The organism is Actinomadura rugatobispora (assembly GCF_055379765.1).
Window position 1 is genome coordinate 10,842,071 of record NZ_AP029191.1, and the last position, 16,218, is coordinate 10,858,288.

Annotated in this window: 13 protein-coding genes; 4 read left to right on the forward strand and 9 right to left on the reverse strand. The window is 73.0% G+C overall.

What is annotated here, in order from left to right; translation table 11 throughout:
• Nucleotides 1–19 precede the first annotated feature (19 nt).
• From ACZ466_RS48435 to ACZ466_RS48470, 8 genes are all read right to left on the reverse strand, one after another.
• Nucleotides 20–892 carry an alpha/beta fold hydrolase gene (locus tag ACZ466_RS48435; RefSeq protein WP_378283266.1) on the reverse strand — a complete coding sequence of 291 codons (873 nt, stop codon included), beginning with the start codon at nucleotides 890–892 and terminating at the stop codon, nucleotides 20–22.
• Nucleotides 893–1,018: 126 nt separating this feature from the next.
• Nucleotides 1,019–1,777 (reverse strand): SDR family NAD(P)-dependent oxidoreductase, encoded by a 759-nt coding sequence (locus ACZ466_RS48440; RefSeq protein ID WP_378283265.1) that lies wholly within the window; start codon nucleotides 1,775–1,777, stop codon nucleotides 1,019–1,021.
• An 11-nt stretch (nucleotides 1,778–1,788) separates the two neighbouring features.
• Complete coding sequence (locus ACZ466_RS48445) at nucleotides 1,789–2,703, reverse strand: PaaX family transcriptional regulator (RefSeq protein WP_378283273.1); 915 nt, start codon at nucleotides 2,701–2,703, stop codon at nucleotides 1,789–1,791.
• A gap of 160 nt (nucleotides 2,704–2,863) precedes the next feature.
• On the reverse strand, nucleotides 2,864–3,643 hold the full coding sequence (locus ACZ466_RS48450) for an SDR family NAD(P)-dependent oxidoreductase (RefSeq protein ID WP_378283264.1): 780 nt from the start codon (nucleotides 3,641–3,643) through the stop codon (nucleotides 2,864–2,866).
• Entirely contained in the window at nucleotides 3,640–4,473 is an 834-nt protein-coding gene (locus tag ACZ466_RS48455; protein ID WP_378283263.1) for a TauD/TfdA dioxygenase family protein, read from the reverse strand. The genes ACZ466_RS48450 and ACZ466_RS48455 overlap by 4 nt, the downstream gene beginning before the upstream one ends.
• Before the next feature lie 16 nt (nucleotides 4,474–4,489).
• Nucleotides 4,490–4,831 (reverse strand): hypothetical protein, encoded by a 342-nt coding sequence (locus ACZ466_RS48460; protein ID WP_378283262.1) that lies wholly within the window; start codon nucleotides 4,829–4,831, stop codon nucleotides 4,490–4,492.
• Nucleotides 4,831–6,132: an aromatic ring-hydroxylating oxygenase subunit alpha gene (locus ACZ466_RS48465; protein ID WP_378283261.1), complete on the reverse strand. Its 1,302-nt coding sequence runs from the start codon at nucleotides 6,130–6,132 to the stop codon at nucleotides 4,831–4,833. The genes ACZ466_RS48460 and ACZ466_RS48465 overlap by 1 nt, the downstream gene beginning before the upstream one ends.
• 81 nt (nucleotides 6,133–6,213) lie before the next feature.
• Entirely contained in the window at nucleotides 6,214–7,071 is an 858-nt protein-coding gene (locus ACZ466_RS48470) for an enoyl-CoA hydratase/isomerase family protein (protein ID WP_378283260.1), read from the reverse strand.
• Nucleotides 7,072–7,179: 108 nt separating this feature from the next.
• Between ACZ466_RS48470 and ACZ466_RS48475 the strand changes: the two genes are divergently transcribed.
• The 3 genes from ACZ466_RS48475 (at nucleotide 7,180) to ACZ466_RS48485 (ending at nucleotide 10,384) form a co-directional block, all read left to right on the forward strand.
• On the forward strand, nucleotides 7,180–8,139 hold the full coding sequence (locus tag ACZ466_RS48475) for a TIGR03621 family F420-dependent LLM class oxidoreductase (protein WP_378283259.1): 960 nt from the start codon (nucleotides 7,180–7,182) through the stop codon (nucleotides 8,137–8,139).
• Nucleotides 8,140–8,219: 80 nt separating this feature from the next.
• Nucleotides 8,220–9,464, forward strand: a complete 1,245-nt coding sequence (locus ACZ466_RS48480; protein WP_378283258.1) for a CaiB/BaiF CoA transferase family protein — start codon at nucleotides 8,220–8,222, stop codon at nucleotides 9,462–9,464.
• Nucleotides 9,464–10,384, forward strand: coding sequence for an HpcH/HpaI aldolase/citrate lyase family protein (locus ACZ466_RS48485; RefSeq protein ID WP_378283257.1), 921 nt, complete (start codon nucleotides 9,464–9,466; stop codon nucleotides 10,382–10,384). Before ACZ466_RS48480 ends, ACZ466_RS48485 begins: the two co-directional genes overlap by 1 nt.
• 6 nt (nucleotides 10,385–10,390) lie before the next feature.
• Here ACZ466_RS48485 and ACZ466_RS48490 read toward each other — a convergent pair whose 3' ends face one another.
• Nucleotides 10,391–12,814 carry an AAA family ATPase gene (locus tag ACZ466_RS48490; protein WP_464042042.1) on the reverse strand — a complete coding sequence of 808 codons (2,424 nt, stop codon included), beginning with the start codon at nucleotides 12,812–12,814 and terminating at the stop codon, nucleotides 10,391–10,393.
• A gap of 159 nt (nucleotides 12,815–12,973) precedes the next feature.
• Between ACZ466_RS48490 and ACZ466_RS48495 the strand changes: the two genes are divergently transcribed.
• Nucleotides 12,974–16,129, forward strand: a complete 3,156-nt coding sequence (locus ACZ466_RS48495; RefSeq protein WP_378283255.1) for an ATP-binding protein — start codon at nucleotides 12,974–12,976, stop codon at nucleotides 16,127–16,129.
• Nucleotides 16,130–16,218 lie beyond the last annotated feature (89 nt).

A 16,218-nucleotide genomic window follows, 5' to 3' on the forward strand; every position in this document is an offset into this window, starting at 1 on the left:
ACCCCCGGCCGCTCGCCGGTCAGGTGAAGTCGTCGATGAGGCGTGCCAGGTCGAGGGGCTTGTCGCCCTGGACGGAGTGGCCCGCGCCCTCGACGGTCTCGATCCGCGCCCGGGGGAGGAGCCGGGAGAACTCGGTGACGTCGTCGGGGGAGACGACGCCGGAGAGCGAGCCCAGGACCAGCATCGCCGGCGCCTCGATCTTGGCGAGATCCTCCCAGAGCGCGCCGAACCCGTACGGGTCGCCGGGCGGCCGCAGCCGGTCGTAGCGCCACTGCCAGGTGCCGTCGGGCAGCTGCCGGGCGTTGTGCAGGATGCCCCGGCGCAGTGAGCTCACCGATCTGGTCGGGTTGAACTTGACCGTCCGCTCCAGCAGCTCGTCCAGCGAGGGGAAGGTCTCGGGGCCGTCGACGAACGCCGCGATCGGCGCCGCCTTGTCCCGGTTCACCCCCGGGCTGACGTCCACGACCACGAGCTTTCGCACCAGCTCGGGGTGCTGCGCGGCCAGCCGGATCGCGGTGAGCCCGCCCAGCGACATGCCGACGACCGCCTCCGCCTGCGGGGCGAGCCGTTCGATGACGGCGGCGATCGCCTCGGCGTTGCGGACGGGCCAGTAGTCCCGGTCCTCGCGCCAGTCGGAATGCCCGTGGCCGGGAAGGTCGACCGCGACCAGGGGACGGTCCAGGGCCAGCGCGACGGTGTCCCAGGTGTGCGCGTTCTGCGCGCCGCCGTGCACCAGCACCAGCCGGGGCGGCCCCTCGCCCCAGACCAGCGAGCTCACCCGCTGCCCCGGGCCGACCTCGACGGACTCCCGGCGCACGGACGGCGGGCCCGTCCACGGCAGCCCGGCCTCCCGGGCGTTCTCCTCGAAGAGCCCGAACTCGTCGTACGCCATGACAACTCCCGCCGGTAGGAAGGTGTGCCGTGCTCCCGGAACACCCTATCCCTAGCTTTTCAGTATGAAATCGGCGGGGTGCCGTGAGATCCGGGGCCGTGAGATCCGGGACCGCCCGGCGCGGCCTCAGCGGGCGACGTAGCCGCCGTCCACGGGAAGCGCCGTGCCCGTGACGAACGACGACTCGTCACTGGCCAGGAAGAGCGCCGCGGCGGCCAGCTCGGACGGCAGGCCCCACCGGTCCATCGGCTGGACCGGCATCCTCGTCCCGGGCGGCGGCTCCGGGTCCTCGCGGGTCGCGCCGGCCAGGCCGGTGTAGGTGTTGCCCGGGCAGATCGCGTTGACGCGCACGCCCTCCTTGGCGTAGTCGAGCGCCGCGCTCTTGGTCATCTGGACGACGCCGCCCTTGGCCGCGGAGTACACCGAATGGTGCTTCCAGCCGACCAGGCCCGCCGCGGAGGCGGTGTTGACCACCGAGCCGCCGCCGGTGCGCAGCATCGCCCCGATCCCGTACTTCATGCCCAGGAAGACGCCCTTGAGGTTCACCGCGACGACGTCGTCGAAGGTGCTCTCGTCCTGCTCGACGATGGGCTTCCTGGGACCGCCGAAACCGGCGTTGTTGCACAGGACGTCCAGCCGCCCGAAGGTCCGCTCCGCGGTCTCGATCATCGCCCGCACCTCGGCCGCGGACGAGACGTCGCAGTGGACGGCGACGGCCGCGTCGCCGATCTCGGCGGCGACCTCGTCCTGCTGCCCGCTGCGGTCGGCGCAGACGACCCGCGCGCCCTCCGCGGCGAACAGCAGCGCCATGGACCGGCCGATCCCCGACCCCGCGCCGGTGATGACCGAGACCTTGCCGGCGAGCCGGCCCTTGCTGAGCGTCATGGCGTCCATCCCTACGGTTCCGCTGGGGTGCTGGTCGTGGTGCGGTGCCGCGCCTTGGGCGCGAGCTCCGGTTCGTGCTTGGTGAGGATCTGCCGGAAGCGGGCCTCCGCGAGCGGCCCCAGCCCGTCGTAGATCCGCGCGAAGATGCGCTGCGCGCGGCGCCCGGGCCAGCCGGGCGGGAGCAGGCTCTCCGGCAGCTCGGGGTCGACGCTCACCAGTTCCCGCCAGGAGTCCTTGACGCTCGTCCTGGCCACGAGCGCCTCCGCCGCCCCGACCGTGCCGTGCTCGACGCGGTCGACCAGCGGCCCGAACTCGGCGATGAACTCCTCGTACTGGGCGCCGATCGCGGCGACGTCCCAGGCCGCGAGCGGGTCGCCGCGGTTGACCGCGAAGGTGACCTGGGAGCGCAGCACCGTCGCGTTGGCCACGGCGACGCTCTGCAGGAGCTCGACCGTCTGGTCGTGGGCGGCGTGCGGCGACACCCACACGCTGTCGTACAGGGGGGCGTAGCCGAGCCACCGCAGCCGCGTCCGCAGCGTGTACCGGAGGTCGCGCTGGTCGTCGGGGACGGAGAAGACGACGGTCGTCCACGAGCCGTCCCACGTCCGCTCGCGGGCCCGGAACTCCACGGTGCGCCGCTGGGCCTGCTCCAGCACGTGCGACGCTGTCGCCGCGAGCCGGTAGAACGTCCTGCGGCCCTTCCGCGTCGACTCCAGGACGTTCCGGCGGGCGAGCCGGGCGATCGCGGCGCGCGCGCTCGCCTCCGTGTTGTCGAACTCGGTGAGCAGCGCGACCAGCGCCGCGGACGGCAGGTACTCCTCCCGGTCGAACCAGTAGTCGGTGAACAGCCCCAGGACCAGGTGCTGGGGATTCGATCCGACCTGGACGCGCGGAAGGTCGACGTCGGTCTGCACAAAGGCTTCCATCACGTGGGAACGCTATCCACCGCGGCCCCCGCCGGGAGGGCCGACGTCCGGTCCGCCGGTGCCGTCTCGGGCCGGCCGGCGGGACCCCTCCCCGCACCCCGGTGACACCCGGTCACCGTGCGGAGTGCGGGGAGGGGCCCGTGTCGCGCTGGAACGGCCATCAGGTGTTGCGCCCGCCGTTCACACCGATGATCTGGCCGGTCACGTAGCCCGCCTCCTCGGAGACGAGGAAGGCGCACGCGGCGGCGATGTCCTCCGGGCGGCCCGGCCGGCGGACGGGCGTCCGGAGGGTGTGGTCCTCGACCGTGCCGCCGAACATCCCGCGCCGCTCCGACTCCCTGAGCATGGGGGTGTCGATGAAGCCGGGAGGGATCGTGTTGACGGTGATCCCCTTGGGCCCGAACTCCAGGGCCAGCGACTTGGTCAGGCCGATCAGGCCCGCCTTGGCCGCCACGTAGTGGGCCATGTACTGCTGGCCGCCCTGGGCGCTGGAGGAGGAGATGTTGACGATCCGCCCCCAGCCCGCCTCGATCATGCCGGGCAGCACGGCCTGGGTGCAGTAGAACGGGCCGTCGAGGTTGACCGCCATCATGCGGCGCCACTTCTCGTCGTTGATCTTCAGGAACTCCCGGAACCCGGTGATGCCGGCGTTGTTCACCAGCACCAGCACCGGCCCGAGGTCCTCGCCCACCCGTCCCATGGCCGCGTCGACCTGGGCCCGGTCGGACACGTCGACGCCGCCGACCGCCAGCGCCTCGCCGCCCTTCTCCCGCACCTCGCCGGCGACGGCCTCGGCGCGGCCGGCGTCGAGGTCCACGATCGCGACGGGGTGCCCGTCCTGGGCCAGGCGGTGCACGATCGCCCGGCCCATGCCCGAGCCGCCGCCGGTCACGACCGCCGTGCGCCGTCCGGGCGCCGGGGCCGGGCTCGGCTCGCTCATCGCACCTCCTCCTCACCGGCGAGGCTGGTGCGGTGCATCAGCCTCGACGAGTTCTCCCCGTAGGGCTGCGCCCGGTGGAGCATCCCGGTGTTGTCCCAGATGACCAGGTCGCCGGGACGCCACCGGTGCCGGATCGTGAACCGCGGGCTGGTCGCCCGCTCCAGCAGGCGGTCCAGCAGCGCCCGGCCCTCCTCGGCCGGGCGCCCGACGACCTCCCCGGCGGTCGCGCCGATGAGCAGCGACTTGCGGCCGCTGCGGCGCGTCCACACCAGCGGGTGCTCCCGGGAGGGCACCCTGTCCCACGCCGCCCGCTCCTTGGGCGAGGGGTCGGGGTACACCAGGAGCTGCGAGGCGGCGAAGCTGTGCACCACGCGCAGCTTCTCCAGCTCGCGCTTCTCCTCCTCCGGCAGTTCCTCGAAGGCGGCGTAGGTGTTGGCGAACTCGGTGTCGCCGCTGCCGTCGTCGGAGACCTGCCGGGCGGTGAGCAGCGTCGCCTTGTTGGGGAGGGTGTCGGTGGTGCCGTCGATGTGCCAGAAGAAGGTCGCCTCACGGTAGGCGGCGAGCTTGCTCTTGGACGCGTCGCGGGTGATCCGCTGGATCTCGGGGCGCTCGTGGCCCCCCATGGCCAGCGGCACGACCTCGCCCAGCAGCCGGCTGAACGCGACGAGGTCGTCGTCGCCGACATCGGCGTCGCGGTAGATCACCACGCCGTAGCGCTCCAGCGCGGCCAGGCAGTCGCCGGCCACGCCGCGGTCCACCAGCGCGCCGCCGTGCAGCCCGGTGATCTCGAGCCCGGTGGTCGGGCCGATCGGGGTGGTGGTGACGGGCATCGGTCGCCTCCTCCGTTCAGACGGCCGGTTCGACGGCGGTGTCGAAGAAGGCGGCGCCGGAGTCGGGGATGCGCGGCTGCATGAACACGTTGACCGCGTACGACACCAGGATCATCGAGTAGAGCAGCTGCAGCAGGCGGGTGGCGTCCTCGGGCAGGTCGTTCAGGTCGAGCCCGTTGAGGTACAGGATGGCCTCCTCGGCGCGCGGGGCGATGGCGTCGTAGAACTCCGCCAGCTCCTCGAACGTCTTGGACAGGCGCATGTCGTAGCGTTCCTGCCGGGTCGGCCTGGCCCAGTCGGCGACGTAGGGCTCCAGCTCGGCGAACTGCTCGGGCAGGGCGCGGGTGGTCGTGGACATCAGCCCTCCTGCCGGCCGGTGCCGGCCTGGTGCGCGGCGACGGTGTCGCGGACGGTCTTGTGGAACTTGCGGATCAGCAGTTCCTGGTCGCTGAGGTGGAACGTCTGGTTGGCGCGCGTCGACAGCCCCTGCTGGGTGGCCTCGATCGTGTTGACGTCCTGCATGGCGAACTCGATGGTGCTGTCGACGATCAGCTCCTGCGCCAGCCGCTCCTGGGCGTTGCGGGGCGGCACGAAGTACAGGTCGATGTCGTAGCGGTGCCGGTCCACCGACTCGGGCCAGTAGGTGTAGGTGATGTAGAAGCCGCGGGCCCAGATCTGCACCGACAGGTTGGGGAACAGCCAGAACTGGTCGTTGCCCCACGACTTGATCTGCCCCTTGTTGAGGAACTCGGGGAGCGGGCCGATGTCGGGGATGTCGTCGGGGCCGAACAGGCCCGCCCTGAACAGGCGGTAGACCCACTTCTGGTCGCGCGCGGCCTCGCCGGCCGTCCCGGGCTCGCGCGGCGGCAGCGGCGGCGGGCCGGGCACCGAGGTGAGCATGTGCGGCGTGAACAGGTCGTAGTGGTAGGAGTCCACCGGCGGGACGAGCTTCTCGGCCTTGGAGATGTCGCGGTCGATGAAGCGGGCGTGGACGTACGGCGGGTGGTACCACTCGCAGACCGAGTCGACGGCGAGCTTCCAGTTGCCCCTGATCGGGGCGGAGAACCCGTACCGCTGGGTCATCAGGTGGAACGGGTAGGTCTCCAGCTCCAGCAGCCGGTCACCGAGGAAGGTCCGCAGCGGGACCGGGTCCTCGGAGAGGTTGACGAAGATGAAGCCGGCGAACTCCTCCACGTGCACCGGCGGCATCCGCAGGGAGCCCTTGTCGAGGTTGAAGAACTCGCCCTCGTTGGTGACGTGCGTGACGCGCCCGTCCAGGCCGTAGCGCCAGCCGTGGTACTTGCAGGAGAACTCGCGGCACGAGCCCTTGGACTCCTCCTGGGGGTGCTCCTGCCAGACGACCTTGTTGCCGCGGTGGGCGCACACGTTGTGGAAGGCGTTCACGGACCCGTCGCGGCCCCGGGTGATGACGATCGAGGCCAGGCCCGGCAGCTCGCGGGTGAAGAACGTGCCCTTCCGCGGCAGCAGCTCGGAGCGGCCGACGTACAGCCACGACCGCTTGAAGACCGCCTCCCGCTCCGCCTCGAAGAACTCCGGCGAGATCGAGTCCTCGTAGTTGACCGGCTCGGTGCCGAGGTCCTCGTACTGGGGGGTGAACTTGCCCTTACCCGTGGCCAGGCGTTGTTGAAGCTCCGTCATGACCTGTCTCCTTGGCGTGTTGTCCCTTGGATAGTAGTCACTTTTTCCAAGAACGAACAGACTTCTGTCTAGCTTTGTGCCTCACTTGCTCCACGGCTTGTCGTTCCAGGCCCGGTCCAGCGGCTCCATCCCGCCGCCGAACGGGAAGAACTCCTGCTGCGCGTAGGTCTCGCGGGCCACGCCGTGGCCCAGTTCGTCCAGGTAGGCGCGCTTGATCTGGTTGGTGAACAGCTGCCGGGTGTAGCGCAGCACCATCGGGGGGCGCTTCACCAGCTCGCGGGCCAGCTCCCAGGCCCGGTCCATGAGCTGGTCCTTGGGCAGCACCTCGTTGACCGCGCCCCACTCGAGGGCCTCCTGGGCCCCCAGCTTCTTGCCCGTGAGCAGGAAGTAGCGGGCCCGGTTGTGGCCGACCAGGTAGCTCCAGATCACGTGCTGGCCGTCGCCGGGAACCTGGCCGCGCGGGAAGTGGGAGACGTCCTGGAAGTAGGCGTCCTCGGAGGCCAGCACGATGTCGCCCATCAGCGGGACCTCGGAGTGGATGTTGCAGGGGCCGTTGACCACGCTGATCATCGGCACGTCCACCTCGAGCACGTTCCACTGCAGGTGGCGGTTGTACCAGGCCTTCTCGTCCAGCTTGTAGAGCCCGCGGACGCCCGGCATCACGTCGTAGACGGGCGGGTCGGGCAGTTCGCCGTTGGGCAGCCGGCCCCAGTCGGCGTTGTAGTTCTCCCCGGTGCCGGTGTGGATGAGGACCTTGATCTCACGGTCCCCGGCGACGTCGGAGAAGGCATCGGACATGTCGTCGTGCGACTTCCAGTCCCACACCAGGCTGCCGCCGTCGGTGTGGCACTGCATGAGCAGGATGCCGTCGTCGCTCAGCTCGAACCTGTAGTTGGGGTAGCTGTCCTTGTAGTCCTCGTACCTCGCGCGCTTGACCATCGCTCGTCCCTTCGCCGTGCGGTGAGCGGCCGGCGCTCACCGCGTCGTGCCGCGCCAGGGGGATGGCGCGACTCCCACACGACACACTATTATCGCACGGTGGAAAATATGCATCCTTTCCGGTTCGCCGTCCAGGCGACCAAGGCGAAGTCGGCCGCCGAGTGGCGCGATCTCGCCCGCAAGGTCGAGGACCTCGGCTATGCCACGCTGTTCGTGTCCGACCACTACGTGGGGCCGGGCCAGGTGGCGCGCGAGATGCGGTTCCCGCCGCAGCGCCTGGCCCCCATCGCCGCCATGGCGACCGCCGCGGCGGTCACCGGAACGCTCCGCGTCGGCTGTCGCGTCTTCTGCGCCGACTACCACGTGCCCGCCGTGCTCGCGAAGGAGGCGGCGACGATCGACCTGCTGTCGGAGGGGCGGCTGGAGTTCGGGATCGGCGCAGGGTGGAGCGAAGCCGAGTACCGGGCGATGGGGCTGGACTTCGCGCCGCCGCCGCGCCGTGTCGACAAGCTGGAGGAGGTCGTCGCCCTGGTCAAGGCGCACTGGAGCGGCGAGCAGATGGACCTGCGGGGCGAGTACGCGACCGCGACCGGCTACTCCGGCCTGCCGATCCCGGTCCAGCGCCCCCGCCCCCCGATCATGATCGGCGGTGCCAAGAAGCGGGTGCTGTCCCTGGCCGCCCGCGAGGCCGACATCGTCAGCATCAACAACGTGCCCTTCGACGCCGTCAACGACGCCGGCCGCACCCCGGCGCAGGAGGCCGTCCACCGGTACGGCATCGTCCGCGCGGCGGCAGGCGACCGGCTGGCCGGCATCGAGATCGAGAGCTCGCCCTTCTTCACCGCGATCACCGACGACCCCGGCGAGGCGGCCGCGCGCGTGGCCAAGGTGCTCGGCGTCGACGCGGCCCTGCTCCCCGAGCACCCCAACGTGCTGGTCGGCTCGCTCGACCAGGTGGCCGACCTCCTGCAGGAGCGCCGCGAGGTCTTCGGCGCCAGCTACATCAGCGTCCAGCAGACGGAGTTCGAGCGCTTCGCGCCCGTCGTCGCCCGCCTCACGGGCCGGTAGCGACCTCGGCGGCAGGACGCGGCCGCAGAGCGCCGGCGCACGCCGGCGGAGATCCAGCAGAGAGGCGGCAGAGAGGCAGCATGGTCGAACGAGAACGATCGTCGGGCGGCGGGCGCAGCGCCGGCCCGGACGCGCGGGGGCCCCTGCACGGCCTGCGCGTCGTCGAGACGGCCACCCTCGCGGCGGGCCCGACGGTGGCCACCGCGCTCGGCGAGTTCGGCGCCGAGGTGATCAAGGTCGAGCAGCCGCGCGCCGGGGACCCGATGCGCACCTGGGGCGACCGCAAGGACGGCATCGGGCTGGTCTGGAAGAGCATCAGCCGGAACAAGAAGTGCGTGACCCTCGACCTGCGCGGCCCCGCCGGACAGGAGCTGCTCCACCGCCTGCTGGGGACCAGCGACGTGCTGGTCGTCGGCACCCGGCCGAGCACCCTGGCGCGCTGGGGCATCGACTACGCGTCGGTGCACGCCGCGCACCCGCACATCGTGTACGCGCACATCAGCGGCTACGGGGCCGGCGGCCCCAAGAGCGACCGGCCCGGGTACGGCACGCTCGCCGAGGCGATGAGCGGCTTCGCGCAGGTGACCGGCCAGCCCGACGGGCCGCCCACGCTGCCTCCGTTCATGCTGGCCGACGGCATCGCCGGCATGGCCGCGACGTACGCGGTCATGATGGCGCTCTACCACCGCGACGTGCGCGGCGGCGAGGGCCAGCTGGTCGACGTCAACCTCATCGAGCCGCTGTCGCGGCTGCTGGAGTCCTCGACGCTGGCCTACGACCAGCTCGGCGTCGTCAAGGGCCGGGTCGGCAACCGGCTGGACGCCAGCGCCCCCCGCAACGCCTACCGCACCGCCGACGACCGCTGGCTGGCGATCTCCAGCGCCTCGCCCAGCATCGCGGTCCGGGTCTTCCGCGCCATCGGGCGGTCCGACCTGGCCGAGGACCCCGACTACGTCGACCCCGTCCGGCGGCAGGAGCGGGCGCTGGAGGTCGACGGGCTGGTCGCCGACTGGGTCGCGCGGCGGACCCTGGACGAGGCCATGGCGGTCTTCGAGGCCGCCCAGGTCACCGCCGCGCCCGTGTACGAGGCGCCGCAACTGCTGGCCGACGAGCACCTGCGGGCCCGCGGGATGTTCCTGCCGGTGGACGACCCCGACTTCGGCCGGGTGACGGTGCAGGCGCCCGTCGCCCGGCTCAGCGGCACGCCGGGCCGCGTCGGCCACCTGGGCCGCCCGCTCGGCGCCGACAACGACCACGTGTACGGAGAGCTGCTCGGTCTGGACCCCGCCGAGATCGAGAAGCTCCGGACGGAAGGGATCATCTGATGCGCGAGCCGAGAGCGCGCCGGTCGGAGCTGGCCACGCCGGCCAGCAGCGAGTACATGTGCAAGAAGGCGGCGCGGTCGGACGCCGACCTGGTCTTCCTCGACCTGGAGGACGCCTGCGCCCCCGCCGCCAAGGAGTCGGCGCGCGGCATCGCCGTCAAGGCGCTCACCGGAGAGGACTGGGGCCGCACCGTCCGCGCCGTCCGCGTCAACGGGCTCGACACCCGCTGGTGCCACGACGACGTCATCGAGGTCGTCACCGGTGCGCGCGAGGCGCTCGACGTGATCATCGTGCCCAAGGCGCGCACGGCCCGCGACGTCTGGTGGGTCGACGTCCTGCTGACCCAGCTCGAGGACAAGCTGGGCCTGTCCAAGCGGATCGGGCTCGAGGTGCTCATCGAGGAGGCGGAGGGCCTGGCGAACGCGGTCGAGATCGCCCGCTCCAGCGACCGCCTTGAGGCGATCATCTTCGGCGCCGGGGACCTGTCGGCGTCGATGCACGCCAGGGTCGACGGCAACTTCGACCCGGTGAGCGACTACCCCGGCGACTTCTGGCACCACGCCCGCGTCCAGGTGCTCACCGCCGCCCGCACCGCCGGGATCGACGCCATCGACGCGCCGTACCCGGCCTACAAGGACCCGGACGGCTACCGCCGGGCCGCCACGCACGCCGGCCTGCTGGGCTTCGACGGCAAGTGGGCCATCCACCCGAGCCAGGTCCCGGTGGCCAACGAGGTCTTCGCGCCGACGCCCGAGGAGGTCGCCGAGGCCCGGGAGTCGATGGAGGTCTACCAGAGCGCCGCCGAGGGCGGCACGGGCGCCATCGGCCGCGACGGGCGCCTCGTCGACGCCGCCCACATGCGCCTGGCGGCCAACGTCCTGCACAAGGCGGCGCTCGCGAACGTGCGGCCGCCCGCCTGACGCGCGCTAGTCGCGGGCCGGGCCGCCCGGCCTGATGGTCAGCGATGTGCCGCCGGCCCCGGCCTCGGCCGTGACCGTCGACCCGTCGGCGTACCGGCCCGCCAGCAGCGCCTCGCCCAGCGGCTGGACGAGCAGCCGCTCGATGGCGTGCTCCAGCCCGCGGACCCCGGAGGCCCCCGCCCCGCCGTGCCGGAGCAGCAGGTCGTAGGCGCCGTCGGTGAGGACCAGCGTGATCGAACGCTCCGCGAGCCGGTCGCGGACGCGGTCGACCAGCTTGTCGGCCACCTGGCGCAGTTCCGCCCTGGTCAGCGGCGAGAACACGACGACCCGCCCGATGCGGCCCAGCAGTTCGGGGCGCAGCGACTCGCGCAGCGCGGCCATCACGCGCTCGGTGGCGGCCGTGCCCGATCCGGGCCGCCGCTCGCCGTCGCGCGGGGCCGCCCCGGCCGCGAAGCCGAAGGGCCGGCCCGCGGCGGGCGCCCCGGAGCCCGCCGCGGAGCCGAGATTGGAGGTCAGCACGACCACCGCGTCGGCGAACGGGACGCGCCGGCCGCGGGAGTCGGTGAGCCGGCCCTCGTCGAAGATCTGCAGGAACAGGTCCAGGACCTCCGGATGGGCCTTCTCGATCTCGTCGAACAGCACGACGCTGTGCGGGTGGTCCCTCATGGGGCCGCTGAGCTGGCCCTCCCGGTCGTGCCCGATGTACCCGGGCGGGGGACCGAGCAGCCGGGACACCGAATGCCGCTCCTTGTACTCGGACATGTCGATGCGGACCAGCCGCCGCTCGTCGTCGAACAGGAACTCCGCGAGCGCCTTGGCCAGCTCGGTCTTGCCGGTGCCGGTCGGCCCGGCGAACAGGAACACCCCGATCGGCCGGCCCGGGTGGCCGAGCCCGGCGCGGGAGGCGCGGATCGCCTCGGCGACCGCGCCGACGGCCTCGTCCTGGCCGATCATCCGGCGGCGAAGGCGCTCCTCCATCCCCAGCAGGCGCCGCGCCTCGTCCTCCTCGACGCGTTCCACCGGGATCCGGGCGCGTTCGGCCACGACGGCGGCGACCTCGGCACGGCCGACCCGGGCCGGCGCGACGCTCTCCGGCTCCGGGCTCAGGGTCTGGATCCGCGTCGCCGCGCACGCCTGGTCGACCAGGTCGATGGCCTTGTCCGGCAGGCGCAGGTCCGGCAGGTACCGGACGGCCAGGTCCACCGCCGCCTCCGGGACCGCCGGATCGATCTCCACCCCGTGGTGGCCCGCGATCCGTCCCCGCAGCCCGCTCAGGACGGTCACCGCCTCCGCGCGGCTCGGCTCGTCGATCCAGACCGCCTCGAAACGGCGTTCCAGCGCGGGGTCGGACTCGATGTACCGCCGGTACTCGCCCGGGGTCGTCGCCCCGACGCAGCGCAGCTCGCCCCGCGCCAGCGCCGGCTTGAGGATGTTCGCCGCGTTGCCCGCCCCGCTCCCGCCGGCGCTGAGCACCGTGTGGAGCTCGTCGATGAAGAGGATCACCTCGGGCGCCCCGGTCGCCTCCTTGAGCACGCCCTGCAGCCGCTCCTCGAACTCGCCCCGGTACGTCGCGCCCGCGACCAGGCCCGCCATCGACACTTCGATCACGCGCGACCCGGCCAGCGCGGCGGGGGCCCCCGGGGCGGCGAGCCGCTGCGCCAGCCCTTCCACGACGCAGGTCTTCCCCACGCCCGCGTGGCCCACCAGGACCGCGTTCGCCTTGCGCTGCCGCACCAGCACGCGGGCCAGTTTGCGCAGTTCCTCGCGCCGTCCGATCAGCTCCGGGAGCCTGCCCTGGCGGGCCAGCGCGGTCAGATCCCGGCCGTACCGGTCGAGGAACTCCAGCTTGCGCTCCTCGGGAGGCTCCGGCTCCGGCTTCGGCTTCCGGGCCGGTTCGGGGCGAGGCGACCTGGCGCTGTGGGCGGCCGGGGCGGCCCGCCCGCCGGGCTCGGGGAAGAAGGCGGCGAGCGGATCCGCGACGCCGAGAGCGACGAAGGCGCGCGACTCCGCGGGCCCGAGCCGTTCGAGAACCGCCCGCAGAAGGTGGGACGGACCCGCCGGGCCCGGGTCCGCCAGCTGGGCCGCCCTGCTGAACGCGCGGTAGGCGGCCGGGCTGCGATGGACCGGCCCGTTGCGCGGCCGTCCCGGGGCGGGAGCGGCGAGCGCCGTGCGCAGCCGGCGGCGCAGCGCGACCGGATCGGCGCGGGCGATGACGAAGAGCTGATACAGGCGCCGGGCGTCGTTCTCCATCGCGGCGCGGTCGTCCGCGGTGAGGCCGCTGCCGACGAGGACCTCGGCCATGTCGGCGCGGCTCAGCTTGCTCAGCCCGATCAGCAGGTGCCCCGGTTCCACCGAGGGCGCGTGCCCCGCCCGCGCTTCCCGGCGGGCCATGCCGAGGACCGTTTCCACGCTCTTGGTGAAGCGGGTCACCGGTCCCTCGCCCCGGGGATGTCAGCCGATTCGCCAGGCATGCGCCGAAAATAGCGACTGTAAACACGCTTGTCTATTTGGCGTGCGGGCGCCGAGCGGTTATCGCCGACAGTGATCAATATTAAACTCTCGGTGATGTCGGGTGGGGGAAGAGGCCTCATGGAGTCGACGCTCATCGGGCGGGACGCGCCGCTGCGCGTGCTGCGGTCCCAGATCGAGAGGGCGGCCGCGAGCCACGGCGGCCTGGTGCTGGTCACCGGCGAGGCCGGCATCGGCAAGACCTCGCTGGTGGGCGCCGCCGTCGGGGAGGCGACGCGGCGGGGCGTGCGCGTGCTGCACGGCGCGTGCTGGGACTCCGACAGCACCCCGGGGTACTGGCCGTGGACCCAGGCCCTCCGCGGCCTGCGGCGCAGCCTCGACGACGCCGGGTGGGCGCGGGTGGCGGCGTCCGCCGGCGGGCTGCTGCCGGCCCTGCTGGGAGAGGACGCCAAGTACGAGGCCGTCGACGGCTTCCGCCTGTTCGACGCGGTCACCTCCGTCCTGATCGCCGCCTCCCAGGACCGGCCCGTCCTGGCGGTGCTGGAGGACCTGCACTGGGCGGACGCGGCGTCGCTCCGCCTGCTGGAGTTCGCGGCGCAGCACATCTGGTTCGAGCGGCTGCTGGTGGTGGCGACGTACCGGGACGTCGAGGTCGAGCGGCCGGGCCATCCCCTGCGCCCGCTGTTCCAGCCGCTGGTGATGAGGGCGACCACCGTCCGGCTGGCGGGCCTGGAGCCGGAGGGCGTGGCGGAGCTGATGGCCCGCATCACGGGGGAACGGCCGCTCGAGCAGGTGCTCGGGGAGACGCACCTGCGCACAGGCGGCAACCCGTTCTACGTCGAGGAGGCGGCGCGGCTGCTGTCGGCCGGGCATCCGGTCACCCGGATCTCCTCCGGCGTGCGGGCCGCGCTGCGCCGGAGGGTGTCCCTGCTCAGCGAACCGGCCGCCGACCTGCTCGGCGCGGCCGCCGTGCTCGGCCGGCGCTTCGGCCCCGCGACGCTGGCCGGGATGGTGGGCGCGAGCGGGACCGGCGTCGCCGGGCTCCTCGCGGAGGCGGTGGACGCCGATCTGGTGCGGACGGCCCCCGGAGGCGACCTCGTCTTCAGGCACGACCTCGTACGGGAGACCCTGTACGACTCGCTGGAGGAGCGGCACACGCGGCGGTTGCACGCCGCCGCCGTCCGCGCTCTGCGCGATCCGGCGGGGGTGCCCGATCCCGAACGGCCGACCGCGCTCGCCCGGCACGCCTACCTCGCCGCGGGCGAACTCGACGAGGACGTGGCGGTGGACCTGCTGCTGGACGCGGCGCGGCACGCGTCGGCCAGGATGGCCTGCGACGAGGCGGTGCGGCACTGCGAGCGCGCCCTGGAACGGCTCGCCGCCGACGCCCATGGCAGGCGTGTCCGGCTGTTCCTGTTCCTGGGCACGGAGCTGCAGTTCATCGGCGAGCACGACCGGTCCTGGCTCGCCTTCGAGCGGGCGGCGGCGCTCGCCCGCGAGGCCGGCGACCTGGAACTCCTGGGCCAGGTGGCCATGGTCCTCTTCAGCACCGACGGGCAGGGCGACCGGACCGGGCTGAAGTCCCGCGTCCTCCGGGAGACGCACGCGCTGCCGGCGGGAGGGGCGGCTCCCGCCGGGGACGCTCCCGGCTGCGAGCAGGAGCTGGCCGGCGTCGTGGCCCGCCGGGTCGTCGCCGCCGCGCGCGAGTCCGGCGACGACGAGGCACTGCGCATCGGGCTGTGGGGACGCCTGGTCGCCGAATGGGGACCGGACACCGTGGCCGACAGGGTCGCCCTGACGGGCGAGCTCGTGGAGGTGGCGAGGCGCCACGGCGACCGCGTGATGGAACTCGTCACCATGTGCGTCCACTGGGTGACGCTGCTGGAGAACGGTGATCCGGCCTACCTGGAGCAGCTGGACGCGGTGGCGAGGGCGGCGAGGGACAGCGGCTCGCCTCGCATGGGCTTCGCCTCGGTCATGGACCGCAGCGTCGTCTGCGCCGCCATGGGCCGCTTCGCCGAGGCCGAGCAGCTGCTCGCCGAAACGCTGGCGCTCACCGAACGGGACGGAAAGTACTTCCGGCTCCTCGCCCTCCACCACCATTGGGCCCTGGCCCTGCTCCAGGGGCGGTTCGATGAGGCGGACGGCGTCCTGCGGTCGCTGGCGGCGCACGGCCATCCGCACATCGAACTGCTCGAAGCCATCAGCGCGCTGGAACGGGGCGAACGACCGTCCAAGCCCGTACCGCGTCCGGCGCGGGACGCCGACACCGTCCTGCAGCGCAGCATCCTCCCCTTGTGGCTGAGGTACGAGTCCCAGGCCGCGGCGGCCTCGGGGGACGCGGTCCGGTGCGAGCGGGCGCGGGCGGACCTCGCCCCTTACCGGGGGCAGTGGGTCGTCTCGTTCTACGGGTGGAGCATCAGTGGCCCGGCATCGCTGTGGGCCGGCATGCTGGCGGCGGCGCAGCGGCGCTGGGACGAGGCGGTGGACGAGCTGACCGAGGCCCGGCGGTCCGCCGACCGGCTGCACCTGCGCGCGTGGTCGGTACGGGCCCGCTTCGAACTCGCGACCGTCCTGAACGCCCGGGGGAGCGGGCAGGATGCCGCCACCGCCGCCGCGCTGCTGCGCGAGGTGGCCGCCGAGGCCGGACGGCTGGGCATGGCGCATCTGGCCGAACGGGCCGAGCACATGGCTCCCGGCCCGTCCAGGAAGGGCGCCGCCGACGGCTCGTACGAGTTCACCCGCGACGGCTCCGTCTGGCGGCTGACCTACGGCGGCGGCACCGTGCACATGCCCGATGCCAAAGGGCTGCGCGACCTGCACTGCCTCCTCTCCCAGCCGGGCCGCGACCTCGCCGCGGTACGCCTGCTGAACCCCCAGGACGCGACGCAGGCCGTCGAGACGGCCGCGTCCCTGGGGGCCGACGCCGTCCTGGACGACGAGGCCAAGGCGCGCTACCGGCAGCGCCTGGCGCGGCTCGACGAGGCCATCGAGCAGGCCACGGAGCTCGGGCAGGACCGGCGGGCCGCCGAATACGACCGCGAGCGCGAGGCCCTGCTCGACGAGCTGCGCCGCGCCACCGGCCTGGCGGGACGCGCCCGCAGGCTCGGCGACACCGGCGAGCGCGCCCGCAAGACGGTGACGGCGCGCATCCACAACGCCCTGCGCCGTATCGGCGACCGGCACCCCGACCTCGCCGCCCATCTCCGCGCGTCCGTCTCGACCGGCGCGACGTGCCGCTACGCCCCCGACCGCGAGATCAGGTGGCGGCTGTGACGTCCCGCACGGGCTCGAGCAGGTCGTGCAGCGCCGGCAGATGGGGCCGGACGGTGCCGGGAAGTCTTACGGCTTCGCAGAGGGGTTGG